This window comes from Herbaspirillum lusitanum (assembly GCF_046025995.1).
GTDB classification, from domain to species: domain Bacteria; phylum Pseudomonadota; class Gammaproteobacteria; order Burkholderiales; family Burkholderiaceae_D; genus Herbaspirillum; species Herbaspirillum lusitanum_A.
Map to the genome: position 1 here is coordinate 1 of NZ_JAQQFM010000003.1, position 23274 is coordinate 23274.

General features: G+C 60.8%; 24 protein-coding genes and 1 pseudogene. 6 read left to right on the forward strand and 19 right to left on the reverse strand.

Translation table 11 applies throughout. From position 1 onward, the window contains the following. The 8 genes and pseudogenes from PQR62_RS05870 to PQR62_RS05905 form a co-directional block, all read right to left on the reverse strand. Positions 1-141: pseudogene (locus PQR62_RS05870) on the reverse strand (acyloxyacyl hydrolase); the annotation flags it as partial. 403 nt (positions 142-544) lie between these two features. Next, positions 545-1927: a tripartite tricarboxylate transporter permease gene (locus PQR62_RS05875; RefSeq protein ID WP_408155758.1), complete on the reverse strand. Its 1383-nt coding sequence runs from the start codon at positions 1925-1927 to the stop codon at positions 545-547. 2 nt (positions 1928-1929) lie between these two features. Beyond that, complete coding sequence (locus PQR62_RS05880; protein WP_408155760.1) at positions 1930-2451, reverse strand: hypothetical protein; 522 nt, start codon at positions 2449-2451, stop codon at positions 1930-1932. A 102-nt stretch (positions 2452-2553) separates the two neighbouring features. After that, positions 2554-2970 carry an HTD2 family dehydratase gene (locus tag PQR62_RS05885; RefSeq protein ID WP_408155762.1) on the reverse strand — a complete coding sequence of 139 codons (417 nt, stop codon included), beginning with the start codon at positions 2968-2970 and terminating at the stop codon, positions 2554-2556. Further along, positions 2967-3422 (reverse strand): FAS1-like dehydratase domain-containing protein, encoded by a 456-nt coding sequence (locus PQR62_RS05890; RefSeq protein WP_408155764.1) that lies wholly within the window; start codon positions 3420-3422, stop codon positions 2967-2969. Before PQR62_RS05890 ends, PQR62_RS05885 begins: the two co-directional genes overlap by 4 nt. Positions 3423-3472: 50 nt before the next feature. Beyond that, a complete protein-coding gene (locus PQR62_RS05895; RefSeq protein WP_408155766.1) occupies positions 3473-4717 on the reverse strand; it encodes a CaiB/BaiF CoA transferase family protein in 1245 nt (414 codons plus the stop codon). Between the two features lie 117 nt (positions 4718-4834). Continuing rightward, on the reverse strand, positions 4835-5746 hold the full coding sequence (locus PQR62_RS05900; RefSeq protein WP_408155768.1) for a hydroxymethylglutaryl-CoA lyase: 912 nt from the start codon (positions 5744-5746) through the stop codon (positions 4835-4837). A gap of 5 nt (positions 5747-5751) precedes the next feature. Continuing rightward, complete coding sequence (locus PQR62_RS05905) at positions 5752-7038, reverse strand: hydroxymethylglutaryl-CoA reductase, degradative (RefSeq protein WP_408155770.1); 1287 nt, start codon at positions 7036-7038, stop codon at positions 5752-5754. 208 nt (positions 7039-7246) lie between these two features. Between PQR62_RS05905 and PQR62_RS05910 the strand changes: the two genes are divergently transcribed. After that, positions 7247-8644, forward strand: a complete 1398-nt coding sequence (locus PQR62_RS05910) for an aminotransferase-like domain-containing protein (protein ID WP_408155772.1) — start codon at positions 7247-7249, stop codon at positions 8642-8644. Positions 8645-8664: 20 nt separating this feature from the next. On the opposite strand, the gene PQR62_RS05915 is transcribed toward PQR62_RS05910, so the two are convergent. Both PQR62_RS05915 and PQR62_RS05920 read right to left on the reverse strand, forming a co-directional pair. Next, a complete protein-coding gene (locus PQR62_RS05915; RefSeq protein WP_408156838.1) occupies positions 8665-10089 on the reverse strand; it encodes a sensor histidine kinase in 1425 nt (474 codons plus the stop codon). After that, positions 10086-10766 carry a response regulator transcription factor gene (locus PQR62_RS05920; protein WP_408155774.1) on the reverse strand — a complete coding sequence of 227 codons (681 nt, stop codon included), beginning with the start codon at positions 10764-10766 and terminating at the stop codon, positions 10086-10088. Before PQR62_RS05920 ends, PQR62_RS05915 begins: the two co-directional genes overlap by 4 nt. A 268-nt stretch (positions 10767-11034) precedes the next feature. Here PQR62_RS05920 and phnD point away from each other — a divergent pair, with 268 nt between their 5' ends. The 5 genes from phnD to glpD all read left to right on the forward strand — a co-directional run bounded on the left by phnD (position 11035) and on the right by glpD (position 16260). Then, on the forward strand, positions 11035-12024 hold the full coding sequence (gene phnD, locus PQR62_RS05925) for a phosphate/phosphite/phosphonate ABC transporter substrate-binding protein (protein ID WP_408155776.1): 990 nt from the start codon (positions 11035-11037) through the stop codon (positions 12022-12024). Between the two features lie 215 nt (positions 12025-12239). After that, complete coding sequence (phnC, locus tag PQR62_RS05930; RefSeq protein ID WP_408155778.1) at positions 12240-13010, forward strand: phosphonate ABC transporter ATP-binding protein; 771 nt, start codon at positions 12240-12242, stop codon at positions 13008-13010. Then, positions 13007-13831 carry a phosphonate ABC transporter, permease protein PhnE gene (phnE, locus tag PQR62_RS05935; protein ID WP_408155780.1) on the forward strand — a complete coding sequence of 275 codons (825 nt, stop codon included), beginning with the start codon at positions 13007-13009 and terminating at the stop codon, positions 13829-13831. Before phnC ends, phnE (PQR62_RS05935) begins: the two co-directional genes overlap by 4 nt. Next, positions 13824-14675 carry a phosphonate ABC transporter, permease protein PhnE gene (phnE, locus tag PQR62_RS05940; protein ID WP_408155782.1) on the forward strand — a complete coding sequence of 284 codons (852 nt, stop codon included), beginning with the start codon at positions 13824-13826 and terminating at the stop codon, positions 14673-14675. Before phnE (PQR62_RS05935) ends, phnE (PQR62_RS05940) begins: the two co-directional genes overlap by 8 nt. A 31-nt stretch (positions 14676-14706) precedes the next feature. Beyond that, entirely contained in the window at positions 14707-16260 is a 1554-nt protein-coding gene (gene glpD, locus PQR62_RS05945; RefSeq protein WP_408155784.1) for a glycerol-3-phosphate dehydrogenase, read from the forward strand. Positions 16261-16402: 142 nt separating this feature from the next. On the opposite strand, the gene PQR62_RS05950 is transcribed toward glpD, so the two are convergent. The 9 genes from PQR62_RS05950 to PQR62_RS05990 all read right to left on the reverse strand — a co-directional run bounded on the left by PQR62_RS05950 (position 16403) and on the right by PQR62_RS05990 (position 23221). Continuing rightward, positions 16403-17017 (reverse strand): HupE/UreJ family protein, encoded by a 615-nt coding sequence (locus PQR62_RS05950; RefSeq protein ID WP_408155786.1) that lies wholly within the window; start codon positions 17015-17017, stop codon positions 16403-16405. Between the two features lie 129 nt (positions 17018-17146). After that, positions 17147-17788, reverse strand: coding sequence for an urease accessory protein UreG (gene ureG, locus PQR62_RS05955; protein WP_408155788.1), 642 nt, complete (start codon positions 17786-17788; stop codon positions 17147-17149). An 8-nt stretch (positions 17789-17796) separates the two neighbouring features. Beyond that, complete coding sequence (locus tag PQR62_RS05960; protein ID WP_408155790.1) at positions 17797-18969, reverse strand: urea ABC transporter substrate-binding protein; 1173 nt, start codon at positions 18967-18969, stop codon at positions 17797-17799. Between the two features lie 25 nt (positions 18970-18994). Beyond that, positions 18995-19675: an urease accessory protein UreF gene (locus PQR62_RS05965; RefSeq protein WP_408155792.1), complete on the reverse strand. Its 681-nt coding sequence runs from the start codon at positions 19673-19675 to the stop codon at positions 18995-18997. Positions 19676-19723: 48 nt separating this feature from the next. Next, positions 19724-20245: an urease accessory protein UreE gene (ureE, locus tag PQR62_RS05970; RefSeq protein WP_408155793.1), complete on the reverse strand. Its 522-nt coding sequence runs from the start codon at positions 20243-20245 to the stop codon at positions 19724-19726. A 96-nt stretch (positions 20246-20341) separates the two neighbouring features. Beyond that, positions 20342-22042 (reverse strand): urease subunit alpha, encoded by a 1701-nt coding sequence (ureC, locus tag PQR62_RS05975; RefSeq protein WP_408155795.1) that lies wholly within the window; start codon positions 22040-22042, stop codon positions 20342-20344. A 1-nt stretch (position 22043) separates the two neighbouring features. Further along, positions 22044-22367, reverse strand: a complete 324-nt coding sequence (locus PQR62_RS05980) for an urease subunit beta (RefSeq protein ID WP_408155797.1) — start codon at positions 22365-22367, stop codon at positions 22044-22046. Further along, positions 22364-22894: a GNAT family N-acetyltransferase gene (locus PQR62_RS05985; protein ID WP_408155799.1), complete on the reverse strand. Its 531-nt coding sequence runs from the start codon at positions 22892-22894 to the stop codon at positions 22364-22366. The genes PQR62_RS05980 and PQR62_RS05985 overlap by 4 nt, the downstream gene beginning before the upstream one ends. 24 nt (positions 22895-22918) lie before the next feature. Further along, entirely contained in the window at positions 22919-23221 is a 303-nt protein-coding gene (locus PQR62_RS05990) for an urease subunit gamma (RefSeq protein ID WP_408155801.1), read from the reverse strand. Between the last annotated feature and the right edge of the window lie 53 nt (positions 23222-23274).

Consider the following 23274-nt stretch of genomic DNA (forward strand, 5'->3'; position numbering starts at 1 on the left):
AATGTGATCCCCAAACTGGAACGCCGTCGACAGCACCTTGTCGTTGTTGCGGTACAGCTTCGAGAACAAATGCACTCCAATGCCCGCCTCTCCGTAAAAACCCTTGCCGTCGTCGCGCTGGAAACGAAATACCGGTGTCAGACTATCTCAAGTCACTCTGACAACCGAGCTCACATTGAATTAGCAATAGCAATCAGCTTTGAATATCTAATAAAACAGGCCGCTTCGCGTTAATCTAACATCCCCGCCAGCGAGAAGATCCAGCATGCCGGATGCGACAATGAAAGCGTCACAGCAAGGTATTCAGCCAGCAAAAATGTCCGCCATCAAGACTCGTTTTGCATACTTTAACGCCCAAAAACTGCAGCAAAATCAACGAGCGACAGCCCCATGAAAAAGCCCGCATCGATGAAGATGCGGGCTTTTAGACCAAAGAAGGTAGAAATAAGAAAACAATAAGAATAATTTGAGCATCAGTAGCTACAGGTAACTCAGCTCCATCATATTCAATTACCTCTCCGTTCAAACACTCATCGCAAACCAGCTAATTCAGCCACGCCAACAGCGCCGGCACCGATAGAACTGCGGTGTAATAGCCCATGAATTGCACGCCGATATTGAAGCCGACGAGGCGTTCAAGGAAGCCACCGAGCATGCCGATCGAGAGAATGACCAGCAATCCCAGCACCCCGCCTTCCCAGATTCCGATGACCAGCACCAGGCCGATGAAGGTGGCGATGACCGCTTCGTGGCTGACCTTGCGGGCGACAAACGTGGCGGCGCGATGGGCGTAATTCATGGCGAAGGGATAGGCGATCAACAAGGCCACGACGACCGCCATCAGCGTGTACCAGAAGAACTCCGGGACACTCAGCAGATTGTGCAGATTGTTGACCTGGCCGGTGGCGGCATCGACCGAAAAACGCGGCGGTGCATTGAACAGCGGTGCGGCCGGTCCGGCGGCCACCGGGCTGAGCGGCAGGCCGAAGGCGATCAACGGGATCAAAGTTTCCGCTATATATGTCGATTCGGAAATGCCGTTACGTGCGGTGATGACCGTGGTGACGCGCTCATACGCCTGCTTGATGCGGCCCCCGATGATTTCACCGACCACCACCGCCATCGCGACCGGGCTGAATACGAAGGTGGCGCTGGAAACCGCGGCGGAGACTGCGGTAACGCGTGCCTGACGCGGGCTCAGGACTTTCAGCGGATTCGGAAAATATCCGCTCCAGGCTTTCATATCCGGCGCCAGTGAAAACACGCGGAATTTATCCCGCCGCATGCCCTCCCGCGCCTGTGGCGAAATCAAAGAAAACAGTGAAGCGATCAACGGTGCGACTGCAATGCCGAGGAAGTAGCTTACAGAGAGCTTGACACCATATTTCACCGTCAAGGTCTGCAAGGCGACGATCAGCAGCACGAAAGGGATCAGCGCCAGCATGGCGGCCCAGCGTCCGGCAGAAAAATACGCGATCAGCAAGGCCGCACACAGGAATACCCATGGCGCGAACTGCTTGATGACGCTACCAAAAGGCGCCAGCAGCACTGCAAAGGCAATCGAAATCGGCACGGCAATCAAGGCTGCCAGCGCGCCGCCGGACAACATCTTTCGCAAGGCGATATGCGGCACACCCAGGCGCCGCAACTGATTGGCGTCACCGATCAGCGCCACGGCCGAGGTGTCACCAGGAATCCCCAGCAGTGCAGTCGGCACTGCATGCGTCATGTGTTTGGCGACCGCGCCGGCGATGAAGAAACTCAGGATAGCCGAAGGCGGTGCGCCAAGCAGCACGACCAGCATGGTGAGCGGCGCCAGCGTAGTGGTTTCATCGGTGCCCGAGATCAGGCCTATGCCCGAAAACAATACCGCGCCGAGCAGGCCGAATGCGAAGGCCGTGAAAATTTCCATGAGCAGATGGTCCATGTTCAGCCTCCGCTCTTGCCGCCGGCGATCACCAGATTCATCGCAGCGCCGGCAGTCTGTTCTTCGTGGCCGTCTTGCGCCTGCGCGAACATTTCGTACAGTCCCAGCTCCTTGAGTTCCAGGATGACTTGCGGTGAAGCTTCTTCCACCCGTCCCAGGCTGCCGTACTGTTTCTTCAGATCGGCGATGACTTCGGCCTGAAATTGCTTATCCACCATTTCCTGGATAACCGTGCGTTTGGGCTTGAACAGCAAGGCGCTGACCACGCCCCCGGTCAGGCAGCCGACAATGCCGCCCAGCATCGCATAGGCATGCACCATCTGCGTATCGCCCAGCAGTTGCACCAGCGACCATTTGGCCAGCGCGTAAGAACCTACGCTGATCACTGCGCCGATGGCGATCGACCACGACAGATGTCGCGCATCGATGGTGTCTCCCCACACTTCGAAGAGATTGTATTGATCCTGCCCTGTGGTATTGCCTGGATTCGCGGGCGGGGCGAATCGGGTTGAAGTCGATTGCAAGGTGTCATCCTCCATTGCTGGTTATTTTCTGATTTGTACTTACGAAGGCTTGCGCTTAGAAGTGGAATAGCACCTCTCAGTCAAATGTCAGGCTCATGAAATTCAGGAAATATTGCTGCAGACCACCGCCTTGCCGACGGTGCTGAGCTTGCCTTGCGCATTGCTAATGCTGAGCGACAGATGAACGCGATTGCCGTCGATCTGTTCTACCTTGCCGCTCGCCACCAAGGGTTCACCGACGTAGGCGGAGTGGCGGTTCTGGTAATTGAAGCTCTCCAGCGTGTCGCCGTCGTCCATCACCGCATAGACCAGCTGCATCAGCCAGTCGCCCTGCAGCGGGCCATCGACCAGCAAGGCCTGATGCTGCTCGACCTCGCGCGTATAAGGCAGGTCGTAGTGAATTCTGTGCGCGTTCCAGATCGCAGCGTTGTACAGAAACAGCTGCACCTCGTTCACCTGGTAGGAGCGCGAAGGCAGGGCCTGATCCACATGCGCCTGGCGTAGGGAAAATGCGCTCATCGTGCAATCCTCGTCAGTTTTTCGATCACCACCGGTCGCCCGTTTTCATCTTCAAAACGGTTCTCGAACACCAGAAAAATCAGCGGACCGTTGGCGCCGTCTTTTTCGTAGATATCCTTCAGGCTCTGGTGCACCGTCAGCACATCGCCGCAGCGCAGGCGGCCAAACACCTGAAACTCGCTGCCGCCTGCCATGATTCTTTTCAGCGGCAGTTCGGGGATCAGCGGGCTGTCCGGCTGATGGCCGTCCGGCAGCAACTGATCAAGCGGCGTCAGCGGCATCATCGCGTTGAACAGAAACAGTAGCGGAGCCTCGTCGCCCGATAGAAAACGCGGCTCCTGCTGCCCGGTCGCCAGCGCATATTTGCGCACGTCGTTTCTGCTGATCTCGAAACGGAACGGCGGCAGCGCCGCGCCGATATGGCGGGTGATCGCTTCAGTCAACAGGGCCATGTCATTTCATCCTTTCCCGATGAGTCGGAGGTCGTGCCGTTGCGCTTCATTCAGATCACTCCTCTGGCCAGCAGCGCCTCGTATTGCGGGCGCTCCAATCCCAGCCAGTCTAGATAGACGTCATGGTTATGCTGGCTCGCGCCGGGTGCGCGCGCATCACTTTCGAAGGTGCCGCGCGACAGCTTCACCGGATTGCCGAACACCGAGAAACGGGTCTGTTCATACTCCACCGACACCAGCATGTTGCGTTCCTTCAGATGCGGGTCCGCCACCACTTCGTCGATGCCCTTGATCGGCGACAGCGGAAATCTGTCACCCACCATCTGCTCCAGCTCAGCCTTCGTATATTTGCCGCACCAGCGACGCACGGCCGGGTCGACCTTGCGTTCATAGATGTCTTGTTCGAAGCGCTGGGCCATGGTCGCCACTTCAGGATCGTTCGCCATTTCATGGTCGTCGAAGGTCTGGCAGGCCTCGCGCCAGAACTTGTCGGTATACGCGCCGAAGAACACATAGCCGTCCTTGCAGCGATAGCGTCCGTAAGGTTTGACGAAGGGATGGCCGTTGCCGGTCGGCACCGTCACCTTGCCGGTTTCTGTGTAAGTGACGATGGCGTTTTCGGTGAGCGAGACGATGGAGTCCTGCTGCGACACATCGACCATCTGGCCGATGCCGGATTTTTCCGCCTCGCGCAGCGCCGCCAGTGCGCCGATGGCGGCATACAGTCCGGCCGACAAATCACCCAGCACGGTGCCCACGCGCATCGGTTCTTCCTGCAAGCCATTCATCGACCACAAGCCGCCGGTGGCCTGCGCGGTGCTGTCGTAAGCCGGGCGCGTGCGATTGGGGCCGGACTGGCCGAAGCCGCTGATGGCGGCATACACGATGGCCGGATTGGCCTCCTTCAAGACCGCATAGCCCAGGCCCAGTTTGTCCATGGTGCCGGGTCTGAAATTCTCGATCACGATGTGGGCCTTGGCCACCATGTCCAGAAACAGACGCTTGCCTTCCGCCTGTTTCAGATCCAGGCCGGCCGCCAGTTTGTTGCGGTTGTATTGCGCAAAGAAGCCGCTGACCGGCGACTCAGGTGTTCCCGAGGATTGACTGAAAGGTGGAAATTCGCGCGTGAGATCGGGGTCCTGCGGATTCTCGATCTTGATCACGGTGGCGCCGAGGTCGGCCAGAATCATCGCGCAATAAGGGCCGGCGACCACGCGGGTCAGGTCGAGAACGATGACGCCGTTCAGCGCACCGCCCTTGCGGGCGATGTCTTCAAGTAGATGTGATGCATGCATGGCAAATGTCTGTCTCCATTCGGATGTCTGCCGCAATTGTTTGCGGTCAGTATTTTCGGGATGTCGAGTTTAGCCTCGAACCCGGTTTATTTTTCTTGTGCGTGCCTTGCAGATCGCTCAGCAGGCAGCGGCTGAGCTGCGCGCTACGGCGACCTTCGATGCGCTGCTGCGACCCAGTTGCGCATCGATGAAACGGCCGGCATCGATCAGCTTGTCCAGATCAATGCCGGTGCTTATTCCCAAACGCTCGAACAGATACACCAGCTCTTCGGTCGCCACGTTGCCGGTGGCGCCGGGCGAGTACGGGCAGCCGCCTAGTCCCGAGACCGAGGCATCGAATACCGTCACGCCGGCATTCAGCGCGGCGTCGACATTGGCGACGGCCATGCCGTAGGTGTCATGAAAATGTCCGGCCAATACCGCCAGTGGCAGCTCGGCCGCGCAAGCCCGGATCAATTCACGCGTCTGACGCGGCGAACCGGCGCCTATGGTGTCGCCGAGGCTGATTTCATGACAACCGAGCGCATGCAATTGCGCCGCCACCGAGGCTACCGCCGACGGCGCGATGTCGCCCTCGTAAGGACATCCCATCACGCAAGACACATAGCCGCGCAGCGCGATGCCGTGCGCCTTTGCCAGTTCGGCCACAGGCCGAAAGCGCACGATGCTTTCGCTCACCGAGCAATTGATGTTGCGCCGGGAAAAACTCTCTGATGCCGCCGCGAACACCGCGATCTCCTTGCAGCCGCTGGCCAGCGCCGCTTCGAACCCTTTCAGATTCGGCACCAGCGCGGTGTAGCGAACGCCTGCGGCTACCGGCAGCCTGCGCAGCACTTCATCCGAACCGCTCATCTGCGGCACCCACTTCGGCGAGACGAAGGAGCCGACCTCAATCGACTTCAAGCCGGCGGCCACCAGCTTCTGCACAAACTCCACCCGCGTCGCCACGGGCAGCGCCTGTTTCTCGTTCTGCAAGCCATCGCGCGGACCGACTTCGACGATGCGCACGGCTGCAGCATCGGTCTCCATCACTTTCACTTGTTGCGTCTTTCATTGAGCAGCGCGCCGGCGCGCTCGGTGCGCACGTCTCTGGCCTGCACCATCTGCTTGACCACCCAATCCACTTCTTCACCGACGGCGCCGGCCTGCATCGCAATATTGCGGGCGTGCAGCGCCATGTGACCACGTTGTATGCCTTCCGTCGCCAGCGCGCGCAAGGCGCCGAGGTTTTGCGCCAGACCGACTGCGACCGCAATCTCAGCCAGCTCCTGCGCCGACTTCACGTCCAGAATGCGCAGCGACACCTGTGCCATCGGATGGGTCTTGGTGGCGCCGCCGACCAGACCCAGCGACATCGGCATTTCTATGGTGCCGACCAGATGCCCCTGCTTGTCTTTTTCCCAGGTCGTCAGCGAACCGTAATGGCCGTTGCGCGATGCATATGCATGCGCACCGGCTTCGATGGCGCGCCAGTCGTTGCCGGTCGCCACCACCAGCGGATCGATGCCGTTCATGATGCCCTTGTTGTGCGTCGCGGCGCGGTAGGGATCGATGGCGGCGAAGGTGTAAGCCTCGATGATGCCGTCGATCACATCCTTGCCCTTGAGCTCGGCGGTGTCGAAAGTCTCGGGCGTAAAACGCGCTTCGGCGCGCGCCAGGCGCAGGTCGGCCAGGTTCGACAGAATGCGCAGTCGCACCTTGCCGCCACTGACTTTTTCCACCAGCGGCGCCACGGTTTCCGCCATGGTGTTGACGGTGTTGGCGCCCATCGCATCGCGCACGTCGACGATCAGATGCATCACCAGCATCGGGCCGACCGCGCTCTGTTCGAAGGTATGAATTTCGATATCGCGGCAACCGCCGCCCAGTTGCAGCAGCAGGGTGTCCTTGCTGTTGGCCAGTGCGATGATTTCGTCCTTGCTGCGCAGCAGGCGCTGGCGTGCGCCGTAGGGATCGGTGACGCCGACAATCTGCACCTGTGCGCGCATCAGCGGCGCGCTGCTGGAGGTGCGGAAGCCGCCCGCCGCGCGCGCCAGTTTGGCCATGTACGATGCGGCGGCAACCACTGACGGCTCTTCCACCACCAGCGGCACCAGCACGTCGCGGCCGTTGACCAGAAAATTGGTGGCAATCGCATACGGCAATTCGAACTTGCCGACCACGTTTTCGATCATGCCGTCGGCGATTTCCAGCGGCAGCGCGCCGGCGTTTCTGAGCAATTGCTGATCCTGATCAGACAGCTTGAGCAGTGTCGTCAGATGGTCGATTCTTTGCGCTGGGGAAAGACTACGAAAGTTCGGCAGGCGCGAGTCGATAGGCATGTTGAATGGATTCCTTGTTGTCTCGTTGTTGTAAATGGAAAGCGCTTCATCACCGATTGCGGAGCTCGGCTGTGTGCCGGATAGCCGCGGTGAAGGCGGACGGCGATGAACGGAATTCCTTGTGTCTGATGCATACTACTATCCACTGTCCGGCTAAAAAAGGTACAGTTGACGCAGACACTGGACTTTCTGTACCCGGGAAAATGACATGGCTAGAGACACATTGACGCGCCAGATCGCGACCGAAATTTCACGGCAGATCAGCGATGGCATATTGAAAAGCGGCGACATGCTGCCCTCACTGCGCAAGTACATGCAGCAGCACGGCTACTCCAAGAACACGGTGATTACCGCCTATGAAATGCTGGCCTCGCAGGGTCTGGTGGAGGCGCGTCACGGCAAGGGATTTTTCGTGCGGGCGGCCAGTCCGACCGCCAGTGAAGACGATGAGCTGCAGCCGTACAACCGTGCGCTCGATACCATCTGGATGATGCGCCAGCAGTTCGTGCGCGATCCCGGCCATTCGCATCTGGGAGAAGGTTTTCCGCCGGTGGACTGGCTGGCCGAAATGCGGCTCGACAAATATCACCGGCAGGTCGTACGCACCAGCGGCGTCACGCTCTACCGCTATGGGTCGCGGCTGGGCAACATGGGCTTGCGTCAGCGCATTGCGCTCAAGCTCTTGCATCATTCGATACATTGTTCACCGCGCGAAATCGTCACCACCTTCGGCGCCAATCACGGCATGGACATCATCATCCGGCGTTACCTCAAGCATGGCGACCACGTGCTGGTGGACGACCCGGGTTATTACCCGCTGTTCGGCAAACTGCAGATGCACGGCAGCCGCATGCTCGGCGTGCCGCGCTTGCCTGACGGCCCCGACATCGCCGCGCTGGAACAGCTGGTGAAGGCCTATCGGCCGCGCCTGTTTTTCGTGCAGACCTCGGCGCACAATCCGACCGGCTCCGATATCTCGCCGGCCAAGGCGCATCAAATTTTGCAGATTGCCGAAAAATACGATCTGCTGATCATCGAGAACGATGCCATGGCTGATTTCAAGCCAGCCTCGACCACGCGGCTTTCTGCACTCGACCAGATGCAGCGCACCTTGTACATCGGCAGCTTTTCCAAATCACTGTCCGCAGCTTTGCGCGTAGGCTTCGTGGCCGGCAGCCATCACCGCATCGAAGAACTGGCCGACATCAAGATGCTGGTGCATACCACCGGTGCCGAATACAGCGAACGCGTGATCGACGCCATCCTCAAGGACGAACAGTTTTCACTGCAAACCTTGCGCCTGCAGGAGAAACTCAGACAGGCTACGCGGCGCGGACTCGATGTGCTCGATCAGCTGGGGGCAGAAGTGTTTTGCCGGCCCGAGCGCAGCCTTTATCTGTGGGCGAAATTTCCGCACGTCAAAGACGCCAACCTGCTGACCGAACATTGTCTGAAACATGGCGTGGTGCTGGCGCCGGGTTCGATCTTCTTCGTCAACCGCGCCGAGCGCGAACCCTGGACGCGGCTCAACGTCGCCTATCTGGATGACCCTGCATTTGCACACAGCATCCGCACCTCGCGCGCGAGTCTGGGCCATTCAAGATAGCCCTTCTGCGGCCAGCCGCGTCAGCTTCCTGCGGCCGCCGCACACACCACGGTCGCCTGCAGGCCTGCGATCTTGCCGTCCACGATGCGGTTATCCAGATTGATCTCTGCCTGCATCGAATCGGCGATCTCGCGACAAATGGTCAGTCCAAGACCACCGGAAGATTCGTTGGACGAAAACGCGCGGAACAGATGGCCCGCCATGTCTTCGCTGATGCCCGGGCCGCTGTCCCACACGCACAGCGTGACCTTGGCCTGATTCTGTGCCGCTTCGCCCGCGTCTTCGGTCCGCGCATAGATGCCGAGACGCGAGCCATAAGGCGTATGGCGGATCGCGTTGTGCAAGAGATTGGAGATCAGTTCACCGACCATCCACGGGTGGCCGAGCACATAGATCTTTTGCACGTCGAGTTCGAAATCCAGATTTTTTTCCGCGATCAGCGGCGACAGATCCACCGCCGTCTCGCGCGCCAGCATGCTCAGATCGCACAGACTCTGCACGCCACTGCCGCGCAACTGTTCCACCTTGGCCAGCGACAGCAACTGATTGGCCAGATTGGTCGCGCGGTCTACCGTGCCGGCCATTTCGGCCAGGATCACCGGCGCCGGCGCATCGCCGCGCAGGCCGGATTGCAATTGTGTCTTGAGCACCGCCAGCGGCGTGCGCAACTGATGCGAGGCATTGGCGACGAAGCGCTGCTGATGATCGAGCAGACGTTGCAAGCGCTCCATCAATTGATTCAGCGCCTTGATGAAGGGCTGCAGTTCGCGCGGTGAAAACGGCGGCGATACCGGCGACAGATCATCGGCCGGCCGCTCGTCGAGCTGACGGCGCAAGGCATCGATGGGCTGCAGCGCGCGCGACACCACGTACAAGGTGACCGAGGTAATCACCACCAGCAGCGCGGCCTGGCGGATCAGCGTTTCCCAGAAAATCTTGCGCGCCAGATCGCTGCGGTTTTCCAGCGTTTCCGCCACCTGGATCAGCGCACCGCCGCGCGGATCATTGCTGACCACCGGCTGCAAAAGCGCCGCCACGCGCACCGGCACGCCGTTGTAGGTATCTTCATAGATGTGCGCCAGCGCTGGATAAGCCTTGTGCTTGCTCAGCTTGCCGGTGAACTTGGGCAGGTCGCGGTCGCCCGCCAGAAATTCGCCGTTGAGACCGTTGATGCGATAAATCATCTGACTGGAATAATCGGCTTCGTAGATTTCCAGCGCGGCATACGGCAGCGAGACCTTGAGTTCGCCGTTCTCGATGCGCAGCAGATCGCCGATGGAATGGACCGAGGCAATCAGCATGCGGTCGTAAGCGGTGTTCACCGACTCCAGCGTATTGCGATACAGCGAGAATGAGTCGATCACGATGAACAGCGCGATCGGCAGAATGATCCAGGCCAGCAGATAGCTGCGTACCGAGCGCCGTCTCGAAAACGGCCGCATCAGTCGCCGCCGTTGTTCTGCACCCGCAGCAGATAGCCGAGTCCGCGCAGGGTCATCACTTCGGTGCGAGTGTTAGTGAGCTTCTTGCGCAGACGGTGGACGATCACTTCAATCGCCTCGATCTGCGTATTTTCTTCCATCGGAAACACCAGCCTGAACAAACGTTCCTTGGTGACCGCATGGCCTGGTTTGGCGATCAGCGCTTTGAGTAGCGTGTGTTCGCGCGGGGTGAATTCCAGCGCTTCCTCGCCACAATAAAATGCACCTGAGCTGCGCTCGAAACGCAGGTCGCCGCATTTGGTGAAATGGTCTTCGGCGTTGTTCTTGCGCCGCAACAGGGCGCGGATGCGCGCATCCAGTTCATCGAGATCGAAGGGCTTGGCCAGATAGTCGTCGGCGCCGGCGTTCAGGCCGGCCACGCGATCGCCGACAGCGCCACGCGCGGTCAGCACGATCACCGGCGTATGGATTTCCTGCGCGCGTATACGCTGCAGCAGATGCAAGCCGTCCAGCCCCGGAATGTTCAGATCCAGCACCACCAGATCGCCGATACCGTCCTTGATATGCGATAGCGCACTGATGCCGTCAGCGCAATGCGTGACCTGAAAGCCGCGCCGCTCCAGCGCCCGGAACAGCGCATTCGACATGTCGATGTCGTCCTCCACCAGCAGGATATGCATGATCTCCAATATTTTTTATCGTTCGTGACATGGCTTTATACAATTAAACCGCCCCGTCCGCCAGACGACTGCCACGATTGCCGCGCAGATGGCGGAGGCAGCCCGGCTACTTTTGAAAGCAGATTGAAAGCCGCTGGAAAGCCTGCTGCAAGAAAAGTGCCGGTCCGGCCGATCGGCAAGCTGGAAAAAGCCGGAGTGCTGGCCTACACTGCGCCACATTCATTCACGCGTGCTCAAGCACACCAACGTAAAACAACGAGGAGACACCATGTTGCAGCGTCTGATCAAGACCCTGATCGCCCTGGCGATCGTCGCTCCGGCGATTTCATATGCGCAGGACACCTGCACCAACCGCGGCGATCTGGACCAGCAGTACTGCGACGCCAACAACGATCTGACGGCTGACACCCCGACCGATCCCAAGAAACTGAAGACGCCGAACACGCTGGTGTTCACCTTCACCCCGGTGGAAGATCCGGCGGTCTACGACAAGATTTTCAAACCGTTCACCGACTATCTGGCGCAATGCACGGCCAAGAAGGTCGTGTTCTTCCAGGTGCAATCGAATGCCGCTGAAATCGAAGCCATGCGCTCGGGCCGTCTGCACGTCGGCGGTTTCTCGCCGGGCCCGACCAACTTCGCCGTGAACATTGCCGGCGCCGTGCCGTTCGCCGTGATCGGCGACGCCAAGGGCTATCAGGGTTACACCGTGAATGTCATCGTGCGCAAGGACAGCAGCATCCAGAAGATGAGCGACCTCAAGGGCAAGAAGGTTGCGCACACCGCCCCGTCGTCCAACTCCGGTCACATGGCGCCGATGGCGCTGTTCCCGAAGCTGGGCGTGACCCCCGACAAGGACTACAAGGTGATCTACTCCGGCAAGCATGATCAGTCGATTCTGGGCGTGAACTCGGGCGACTACGATGCGGCGGCTGTGGCTTCCGACGTGTTCGACCGCATGATCGAGCGCGGCGTGATCAAGGCTGAAAACTTCCGCGTGATCTGGCGCAGCGAGAAATTCCCGACCCAGGATTTCGCTTATGCACATGATCTGGAACCGGTGTTCCGCGACAAGATGCTGAAGTGCTTCTACGACTATCGCTTCACCGATGATCTGAAGAAGGCCTTCGCCGGCGCCGACCGCTTCTTCCCGATCAACTACAAAAAGGACTTCGAGATGGTGCGCTACGTTGCGCACACCGCCGGCGAATCCTTCAACCGCGCCGCTTACGACAAGCAGCAATCAGGCAAAAAATAAGAAGCTGCCTCCGATCTGATCGCGGGGCCATTTGCCACCGGCTGATGGCCTCTCGCTACTGATTGCGCATAGCTTCCGACAGATTCCAAGACCTACGCTGTTTTAGTTGATAGCAGCAAGTCCGCAACACAACCCGGCAGCCCTCACCGTCCGGAACCTCAGCCGAGGTTCTGCGGAGACGTGCATCCCGATTTTCAGAAAGAAAGCCCCTTGTCATGTCACATGCGCTAGAAATTCAAGGTCTGGTCAAAGAGTACAAAGCCGGCCATCCCATCCTCAAGGGCATCGATCTCACTTTCGGCGATGCCGGCCTGGTCGCCATCATCGGTCCTTCCGGCACCGGCAAGTCGACCCTGATCCGCTGCATCAATCGTCTGGTCGATCCCAGCAAGGGCGCGATCTGGTTCAGCAGCGAAGGCAAGCGCGTCAATCTGGCCGAATTGCGCGGCAAGGCGCTGCGCGAAACGCGCCGCCACATCGGCATGGTGTTCCAGGAATACAACCTGGTGGAGCGCCTGAGCGTGATGGAAAACCTGCTGTGCGGCCGCCTCGGTTACGTCAACGCCTTCACCGCCTGGCGCCGCAACTTCGCCAGGGAAGACATCGCCTACGCCTTTCAACTGCTGGATACGGTCGGTCTCGGCGCCTTCGCCAATCAGCGCGCGGATGCGCTGTCCGGCGGGCAGCGTCAGCGCGTCGGCATCGCCCGCGCCCTGATGCAAAAGCCGCGTCTGCTGCTGGCCGATGAGCCGACTTCTTCGCTCGATCCCAAGACCTCGTTCGAAATCATCTCGCTGCTCAAAGAGCAAGGCCGCGCGCAGAACATCCCGGTGATCGTCAACATTCACGACGTCGAACTGGCGCGTCGCTATGCCGACCGCATCATCGGCATGTCCGGCGGCCACGTGGTCTACGACGGCAGCCCGGAAAATCTGAGCGACGAATTCCTCAAGCAAATCTACGGCGGAGAGGACTGGCTGTCATGAGCACCACTCCATCTCCGGCTGCGTCCGCCAATGCGGCGGGCGGCGCCCGTATCAGCCTGGCGTTCCGTCCCAACCTGACGACCCGCATCGTCATTTATCTGATCCTGGCCTATGCCGTCTTTGCGGCGACGCAGCTGGGCTTTTCGTGGGAGCGTTTCGCTTCCGGTCTGGGTAATGGCGGCAAGTTTCTGGCGCGCATGTTCCCGCCGGATGTCAGCAAGGGCGACATCCTGTGGGGCGGCATCAAGGAAACCCTGCAGATCGCCGTGCTGGCTTCGCTGTTCGGGATTCTGTTCAGTCTGCCCATCGGTCTCATGGGCGCCCGCAATCTGATGCCTGCATGGATCTCGTGGCCGGCGCGCGCCTTCGTCTCGATCTGCCGCTCGCTGCATCCGGTGATCGTCGCGATCCTGTTCGTCAAGGCAGTCGGCTTCGGCGCACTGGCCGGGATTCTGGCGCTGATCGTGGCGTCCATCGGTTTCATCGGCAAGCTGTTTGCCGAAGCGATTGAAGAAATCTCGATCAAGCAGGTGGAAGCGATCCGCGCCACCGGCGCCTCATTCATGAACGTGATCCTGTTCGGCGTGCTGCCGCAGGTGCTGTCGCGCTTCGTCGGTTTCTCGACCTATCAGCTCGATTCCAATCTGCGCAACTCGACCATGGTCGGCATCGTCGGCGCCGGCGGCGTGGGCGGCGTGCTGTTCTCCGCCTTCCAGCGTTTCGACTACGACTTCGTGCTCACCATTCTGCTCACGATCATCACCATCATCGTGGTCGGCGAACTGCTGGCCAACTCGGTGAAGAAGGTTTTCAATGTCTGATTCCACTTCCGTCCCTACCAGCCCCACCATCGCTGCGCCGCGCGCGACACTGCCGGCAGATCATGTCTGGCAGCGCCATACGCTGACGCAGAAGCTGCTGCGTTTCACGGTCTGGCTGCTCATCGCCCTGGCCGTGGTGCAATCGATGCGTTACATCGAGATCATTCCGGAGTTTCTGTACGACGCGCCGGACCAGATGAGCGACATGCTGGGCCGCATGTGGCCGATCGACTGGGCTTACTACGCCAGCGACGTCCAGGCCGGTCTGATCGAAACGCTGCACATCGCCACGCTGGGCACCTTGCTGTCCATCGTGCTGGCGATTCCCTTCGGCCTGATGGTGGCGTCCAACCTCACCAAAAATCGTGCGCTCAATGTCTTTGCGCGCATCGTGCTGGTGGCCAGCCGTTCGGTCAATTCGCTGGTGTGGGCATTGCTGTTCCTGGCCATCTTCGGCCCTGGTCCGGTGGCCGGCACGCTGGCGATTGCCTTCCGTTCCATCGGCTTCGTCGGCAAGATGGTCGGCGAAACCATCGAACAGATGCCGCGCGGCCCGATCGAAGCCCTGCAAGCCAGCGGCGCCGGCAAGTTCTCGGAAATCTGGTACGGCTACTGGCCGCAACTGCGTCCGGCCTTCATGTCCATCATTCTGCTGCGCTGGGACATCAATGTGCGTGAATCGGCGGTGCTCGGCATCGTCGGCGCCGGCGGCGTCGGCATGGTGCTCGACACCGCGCTGAACCTGTTCCAGTGGCCGCGCGTGGCGACCGTGCTGGTATCGATCTTCGCCATCGTCATCGTGACTGAAGTCGCCGTGACGCAAATCCGCAAGCGCGTGCTGTAATCCCGTCAATCCTTTGATAAAGTCATCCACCATGCAAGCAGACAAGAATCTCAAATGTGACCTCCTGGTGGTGGGCGGCGGCATCAACGGCGTGGGTATCGCGCGCGACGCGGCAGGACGCGGCTTGTCGGTGGTGCTGTGCGAGCAGGACGATCTGGCCTCGCACACTTCATCCTCATCGAGCAAGCTGATCCACGGCGGTCTGCGCTACTTGGAGCATTACGAATTCGGTCTGGTGCGCAAGGCTCTGATCGAACGCGAAGTGCTGCTGCGCGCGGCGCCGCACATCATGTGGCCGATGCGTTTCGTGATGCCGCATGATAAGGGCCAGCGCCCGGCCTGGCTGATCCGCGCCGGCATGTTCCTCTACGATCATCTGGCGCGGCGCGAACTGTTGCCCGGTTCGCGCAGTCTCGATCTGCGTCGTCATGCCTCGGGCGAGCCGCTCAAGCCCGAGTTCGTGCGCGGCTTCGTCTACTCAGACGGCTGGGTAGACGATGCGCGGCTGGTGGTGCTCAATGCGCTGGATGCCGCAGAAAAAGGCGCGCATATCCTGACCCGCACGCGCTGCGAATCGGTGCAGCAGCAAGGCCAGCTCTGGCATGCCGAACTGCGTACGCGCAGCGGCGAACAGATTGCGGTCGAAGCGCGCGGCGTAGTGAATGCCGCCGGCCCCTGGGTCGCCAGATTTCTGGGCGAAGCAGCGCAAAAGAAATCCAGCAAATCGGTGCGTCTGGTCAAGGGCAGTCACATCGTGGTCAAGCGTCTGTTTGAACACGACCATGCCTACATCTTTCAGAATCCGGACGGCCGTATCGTCTTCGCCATCCCTTACGAACGCAACTTCACACTGATCGGCACTACCGACATCGAGTATCGCGGCCCGACCGAAAACGTCGCCATCTCGCCGGAAGAAATCGACTATCTCTGCACGCTGTCGAATCGCTATTTCGCCAGGCCGATTGCACCGGCCGACGTGGTCTGGTCCTACGCCGGCGTGCGGCCCTTGCTGGAAGATGCCGCGGCCGATGCTTCGGCGGTCACGCGCGATTACCAGCTGGATCTGGATACTTCCGGCGCACCCATGCTGTCGGTCTTCGGCGGCAAGATCACCACCTTCCGCAAGCTGGCCGAGGAGGCGGTCGATCTGATCGCGCCGGTATTGTCGAATCAGCGCGGCAGCTGGACCGCCGATGCCTGCCTGCCGGGCGGCGACCTTTACGGACCGAAACCCGAGAACCGCTCGGTGCGCGAATTCGAGCATTTTGTGCATGGCCTGCAAACCGAATTCGCCTGGCTGGCGCCGGCGCTGCTGCTGCGCTATGCGCGCGCCTACGGCAGCCGCACGCGCCAGATGCTGGCCGGCTGCAAGCAGATCGCCGACATGGGCGAAGAAATCCTCAGCGGCCTGTACGCGCTCGAGGTGGACTATCTGATGCGTCAGGAGTGGGCCTGCTCCGCCGCCGACATCCTGTGGCGCCGCTCCAAACTGGGCCTGCATCTGCCGGCCGGCAGCGCGGCGGTGCTGGATGGCTGGATCGCGGCACGCGCCACGCAACAGCGCAGCGAGACACAGCCGGCATGATCGCCTGATCTTTCGTCGCACAAAACAAAACCGCGTGACGGGCGTCATTGGCTGACGTCGATCACGCGGTTTTTCATTACGGCGTACTTTGCTGAACTGGAGGAGCCCGTTGCTTTTGGGCTCAATGAACTACATGTTCAGATCAGACGCCGCTCAACAGATAGGCACCGACTGCGGCAATGCCGAAGCCGCCGATGCGCACGACCCTGTCGGCCATCTGCTTGCCGGCGAACACGCCGATGCCCAGACCGGCGGCATGCAGGAGTGCGGTAGCCAGGATGAAGCCGGCGCCGTACATCGCTGCCGACGAGCCGTGCGGCAATTCGCTGCCGTGCGCATAGCCGTGGAACATGGCGAACAGCGACACCACCAGCGTGGACGCCCATAGCGGCATTCTGACGGCAAAGGCGATCAGCAGACCAAGCACGGCAACCGATGCGGCGATGCCGGTTTCAACTGCCGGCAGCGACAGACCGTTGAAGGCCAGCAGCGCGCCGACCACCATCATCAGCGGAAACGCCAGCGGCAACACCCATAGCGCCGAGCGCTTGTTTTGCGCGGCCCACAGGCCGACCGCCAGCATTGCCAGCAGGTGGTCGATGCCTGAGAAAGGATGCTCGAAGCCGGCCATGAAGCTGGCCGAGCCATGCATCATCGAGTCGGGATGGCCCGGGTGTGCGATTGCGCTGCCGGCGGCCAGTGCGGCGACGGCCATGACGCCGATGCGGGCGCCGGTCTTGCTGGAAATACGGAACATGTGTTTCTCCTTCATATCAGTTTGGGGTGCAGCCTGGTTGATCTGCTGACTGTTGGCCTGTCTTGCTGCGTAATCTGTATTGATTCGTAAGCGCTATTGATCCGGCTTGTGTCGGATCGGACGCCAGATTCATGCTTTTTTGCTGGCCCGGGTTTCATCCAGCAAACCTTGCTTGCGGATGTATTCGATCACGGTTTCCACGCCATCGCCGCTGCGCAGATTGGTGAACACGAAAGGCCGCTCGCCGCGCATGCGTTTGGCGTCCTGCGCCATGATATCCAAGTTCGCGCCGACGTAGGGCGCCAGATCGGTCTTGTTGATGATCAGCAGATCCGAGCGGGTGATGCCGGGGCCGCCCTTGCGCGGGATTTTCTCGCCGCCGGCGACGTCGATCACGTAGATCGTCAGGTCCGACAGTTCCGGGCTGAAGGTGGCGGCCAGATTGTCGCCGCCGGATTCCACCAGAATCAGATCCAGATCGGGGAAGTCTGCGCTCATGCGGGCGATCGCCTCCAGATTGATGGACGCATCCTCGCGGATCGCGGTGTGCGGGCAGCCGCCGGTTTCCACCCCCATCAGACGTTCCGCCGGCAGCGCATCGGCGCGCAGCAGGATCTCCATGTCTTCCTTGGTGTAGATGTCGTTGGTGATGACCGCCATGTCGTAGTGGTCGCGCATGCGCTTGCACAGCATTTCGCACAGTGCCGTCTTGCCGGAGCCGACCGGGCCGCCTATGCCCACGCGCAGAGCGGGAGTTGAATTTGATGGCATATGAAACCTTAAGTGTTGAAAAAGGGATTGGGTTGAATCAGGGGCGATTCGTACAGCACCTGCACCTGGCCGTCGCGCGCGAACTTGCCGATGCGCGCGTATTTCCAGGTGTGATGATTTTGCTGGTCGAGCTTGACGTAACCGGACGGCGCGCTGAAATCCATGCCGCCGGCGGCCGCCACCACCTGCGCCGTGCCCAGCGCAGCCGCCCGCTGGGCCGCCTTGCGCCACAGATGCACGGCGCAATAGGCCGATTCCATGGGGTCATTGAGCACACGCTGGGCGCCGAAGCGGTTCTTGAAGGCGGTGATGAATTGCTGATTGCGGATGCGCGACAGCGACTGAAAATACGACATGCAGCTCAGCACATCGGCCATCTTATCGATGCCGATGTCCAGCGCTTCGATCTCGGTGACCGCCAGGCACATGATGGCCGTGTTGCTGCCCTTGATGCCGGCCGCGTTCATTTGGTGGAAGAAGGGCTTGTTGGAGCCGCCCACCACGGTCGACAGGATTACTTCGGGTTTGTGCCGTTTGATGCTGGCGACCACTGAAGAAAAATCGCTGCTGTCGAGCGACAGATACAACTCATCGGCGACGCTGCCGCCCATCTGCTCCAGCGTCTTGCGCACAATGGCATTGGTGGCGCGCGGAAACAGATAATCCGAACCCACCAGCAAAAAACGCTTGCCGCGATTCTGTACCAGCCAGCGCGTGGCCGGCACCGTCATCTGCGTGGCATCGGCGCCGGTGTACATGATATTGGGCGACATCTCCATGCCTTCGTAGAAGGTGGGATAGAACAGCAGGCCGTCGTTCTTTTCGAACACCGGCAACACCGCCTTGCGCGAAGCCGAGGTGTAGCAACCGAACACCACCGCGACCTTGTCGCTCAGCAGCAGCTTTCTGGCCTTCTCGGCAAAAGTCGGCCAGTCGCTGGCGCCGTCTTCCACTACCGGCTCCAACTGGCGCGACAGCACGCCGCCGGAGTCGTTGATTTCGGCGATGGCCAACTGGGTGGCATCCACCATGGGGCGTTCAGAACCGGACACGCTGCCGGTCAGGGAATGCAGGATGCCGACCTTGATCGTATCGCGCGCCAGCACCGGCCGTGCCGGCAGCATTGCCGCTGCGGCGACGCTGACACTGCCGGCCATAAAGCGGCGTTTCGATTGGTCCATGTTTTCCCCCATGCTGGTCATCGCTTCATGAGCGATACAGCCGACTGTACTGCACCTCATGTTGCATTGACAACAGAGACAGGCCGGGCGACCAGTTCGACAATTCTTCATCCTGCAATTGCTGGGCGGTCTGCGCGGCACGTTCCAGTTGCGGCTGCAAGGCCAGCAGCATGCGCTGGCCGGCCACCTGGCCGAGCGGCACCGATTTGACGCAGGCCAGGACCTGATTTTCGGCCCAGGAAAACAGCATGCCCAGCAATGCTGCCTCTGGCGGCACCTCCAGCGCCACAGCGGCGCAGGCGAGGGCGGTCGGCAAGGGCACTTCAGCTTGGGCTTGCAGTATTTGCAGCAGGGCTTCATCGCCCAGCTTCAGGTCCGCCACCAGCTTGCCCAGCGAATAACCCATCTGGATGGTCTCGGCGCGAAATTCGGCGGTGTCGCGCGCCGCGATGAAGCGTTCATTCCACAGCGCCACCGCCGCCCCATCGCGTTGCGCGAAGGCATGCAGCAGACGCCACAGCACCGGCGCTTCGAAACGCGCCACCACTTCATGCAGGGCATCGGCGATCCAGGCCTGCGCAGTTGCTTCGTTCTTGACCGTGCCGTTCTCGATGGCCGCTTCCAGTCCCTGCGAATAGCTGTAGGCCCCGATCGGCAGGGAGGGGCTGGACAACTGCAGCAGATGGAGAAGAGCGTGTGCGTGCATGGCGATGGCTGGATGACTGAATGCTGAAGGAATGAAGCCGGCGGGATCTTATTGCTTGTCGCCGGGGCGATGAATCTTCTGTCGCAGCGGGATGGGCGCCAGCGGATGATGATGGTCGTCGCCATGATGGTGATGGCCGCCGCCGTAGGCGCCTGATTCAGGTTCGAACGCAGCCTGTTCTTCCGACACGCGCGCGCCCAGACCTTCCAGCATTTCCTTGAGCACTGCATCCTTGCGGATACGCAGGAAACCGACGCCTTCGTTTTGCGCGATCTGCGCCTGGGTGTGACGGTTGCCGAGGTGGAAGGCGCAACGCAGCAGATGATGCGCGCTGTCGCCGTCGACCCGGTAAGTGGCTTCGGTGGCGGCAGTGATCTTGACCACGCGGCCGTCATCGCCGCGCAGCAGGTCGCCGTCGCGCAGTATCGTGCCGCGCACCGTGAATACCGCGACTTCTTCACCCGAAGTCATGGTGGCGCGCAGCCGGCTTTTTTCGCGCTGGTCATAGGGGAGAACCAGTTCTCCGGCGATCTGTTCGGCCTGTTCGACCTTGGTGTTGAGAGTCAGCATGATGTGTTGTGGTCAGTCTTGTGATGGCTGGCGGCGCGCATGAAGCAGCGATCCATGCGCGCCGGTATGACAGTTGCGCGTTGCGGCGTGCCGTCCTCAGAACAGGAAGTAGCGTTGCGCCAGCGGCAGACTCTTGGCCGGTTCGCAGACCAGCAGCTCGCCGTCGGCCCGCACTTCATAGGTCTCGGAATCGACTTCCATCTTCGGCGTGGCGCCGTTGTGGATCATGTCGTGCTTGCGCAGATGGCGCATGTTCTTCACCGCTACCACCGGCTTGTTGAGTTTCAGCTGTTCGCCGATGCCGGCATCGAACGCGGCCTGCGAGACGAAGGTCAGCGAGGTCTTGAGACCGCCGCCGTAGGCGCCGAACATCATGCGGTAATGCACCGGCTGCGGCGTCGGGATCGACGCGTTGGGGTCGCCCATCTGGGCCGCCGCGATCATGCCGCTCTTGAGAATCATCGACGGCTTGGCGCCGAAGAAGGCCGGCTTCCACAGCACGATATCGGCGATCTTGCCGACTTCCAGCGAGCCCACCACATGCGAGATGCCATGCGTGATGGCCGGATTGATGGTGTACTTGGCGATGTAGCGCTTGATGCGGAAATTGTCGTTGCGCGAAGAGTCTTCCGACAGCGAACCGCGCTGCACCTTCATCTTGTGCGCAGTCTGCCAGGTGCGCATGACGACTTCGCCGACGCGGCCCATGGCCTGCGAATCGGAGGACATCATCGAGATCGCCCCGATGTCGTGCAGGATGTCTTCGGCCGCAATCGTCTCGCGCCGGATGCGTGATTCGGCAAAGGCGATGTCTTCTGCAATCGCCGGATCGAGGTGGTGGCAGACCATCAGCATGTCGAGGTGCTCGTCCAGCGTGTTGACGGTGAACGGCCGGGTCGGATTGGTCGACGACGGCAGCACATTGCCCTGGCCGACCGCGGCGATGATGTCCGGCGCATGGCCGCCACCCGCGCCTTCGGTGTGGAAGGTGTGGATGGTGCGATCCTTGAACGCCGCCAGCGTGTGCTCAAGGAAGCCGCCTTCGTTGAGCGTATCCGTGTGGATCGCGACCTGGATGTCGTGCTTGTCGGCGACCGTCAGGCAATTGTCGATGGCGGCCGGCGTCGAGCCCCAGTCTTCATGCAGCTTGAGGCCGATGGCGCCGGCTTCGATCTGCTCTTCCAGCGGCGTCGGCAGGCTGACGTTGCCCTTGCCGAGAAAACCCAGATTCATGGGGAAGGCATCGGCCGCCGCCAGCATGGAATGGATGTGCCACGGGCCGGGTGTGCAGGTGGTTGCCGCAGTGCCGACTGCGGGCCCGGTGCCGCCGCCCAGCATGGTGGTGACGCCGCTCATCAGCGCTTCTTCGATCTGTTGCGGACAGATGAAGTGGATGTGGCTGTCGATGCCGCCGGCGGTCACGATCATGCCTTCGCCGGCGATGATTTCGGTGGCGCCGCCGATGGCCATGGTCACGCCCGGCTGGATGTCCGGATTACCTGCTTTACCGATGGCGGCGATGCGGCCGGTCTTGATGCCGATGTCGGCCTTGACGATGCCCCAGTGATCGACGATCAGGGCATTGGTGATCACGGTATCCATCACGTCGCGATGCGCGCGCTGCGACTGGCCCATGCCGTCGCGGATCACCTTGCCGCCGCCGAATTTCACTTCTTCGCCGTAGATGGTGTAGTCCTTTTCGACTTCCAGAAACAACTCTGTGTCGGCCAGACGGACGCGGTCGCCGGTGGTCGGGCCGAACATTTCGGCATAGGCCGAACGTGCAATCTTGCTCATCTTATTTTCCCTTTCCGGCTGCCAGCGAACCCATCACCAGGCCGTTGAATCCATACACCTTGCGCTCGCCTGCCAGCGCCACCAGTTCCACCGTGCGCTGCTGCCCCGGCTCGAAGCGCACGGCGGTGCCGGCGGTGATGTTGAGGCGCATGCCGTAAGCCGCATCGCGCTCGAACAGCAGCGCCGGATTGGTTTCGAAGAAATGAAAATGCGAACCGACCTGGATCGGGCGGTCGCCGCTATTGGCCACCGTGACGGTCACGGTCGGACGGCCGACATTGAGTTCGATATCGCCGGGTTCCACCAGCATTTCGCCTGGAATCATTGCGTACTCCTCAGAAACAGGGTTTTGTAATAGATCGCGTTGGCAGTCCATGTACCATCCGGACTGCACGCATAGTCGGGCAGGCCGCCTATCGTGGTGTAACCGAGCGCCTGATACAGCGCCTCGGCCGGCGAGCCGGCTTCGGTATCCAGATACAGCAGGCCGCGTTGCAGACTGCGCGCATGTTGTTCCACTTCCTGCATCAGCGCCGAAGCGATGCCCAGCCGGCGCGCGCCGCTGTGCACCAGCAGCTTCTGGATCTCGGCGCGGTTGACGCCGTTCTTGCGCCGGCACAGTTCAAGCTGCACCGTGCCGACCAGTTGGCCCTGATGCTCTGCGCTCCACAGAATGCGTTCGCCGCGCATCACGGAGGCGGTCACGCCGTCCCAATAGGCGGCGGCTTCCGCCTGCGTCAGGTCGTCCAGAAAACCGATGGACGCGCCATGGCTGACGCTGTCGAGCAGCAGCTCGATCAGTGCGCCGCGGGCGCCGTCGAATTGACGTGAGCCGAGGAGGGAGACTTGCATGCGCGTGTCCGTTGTCGTGGTGGCTCAGGGAATCGGGTGATGCACCGTCACCAGTTTGCTGCCATCGGGAAAGGTGGCTTCGACCTGGATGTCGGGGATCATTTCAGGAATGCCTTCCATGACGTCGGCGCGCGTCAGAATCTGCGTGCCTTCCGACATCAGCTCGGCCACGGTCTTGCCGTCGCGTGCGCCTTCCATGATGGCGGCGCTGATCAGCGCCACCGCTTCCGGATAGTTCAGCTTGAGGCCGCGCGCCTTGCGTCGTTCGGCCACCAGTGCTGCGGTGAAAATCAGCAGCTTGTCTTTTTCTCTTGGGGTCAGATCCATTTATTCTCCTTGCGCCCGCGGTGGCAGGCATGAAACAGGTTCAGCTTGTCGCA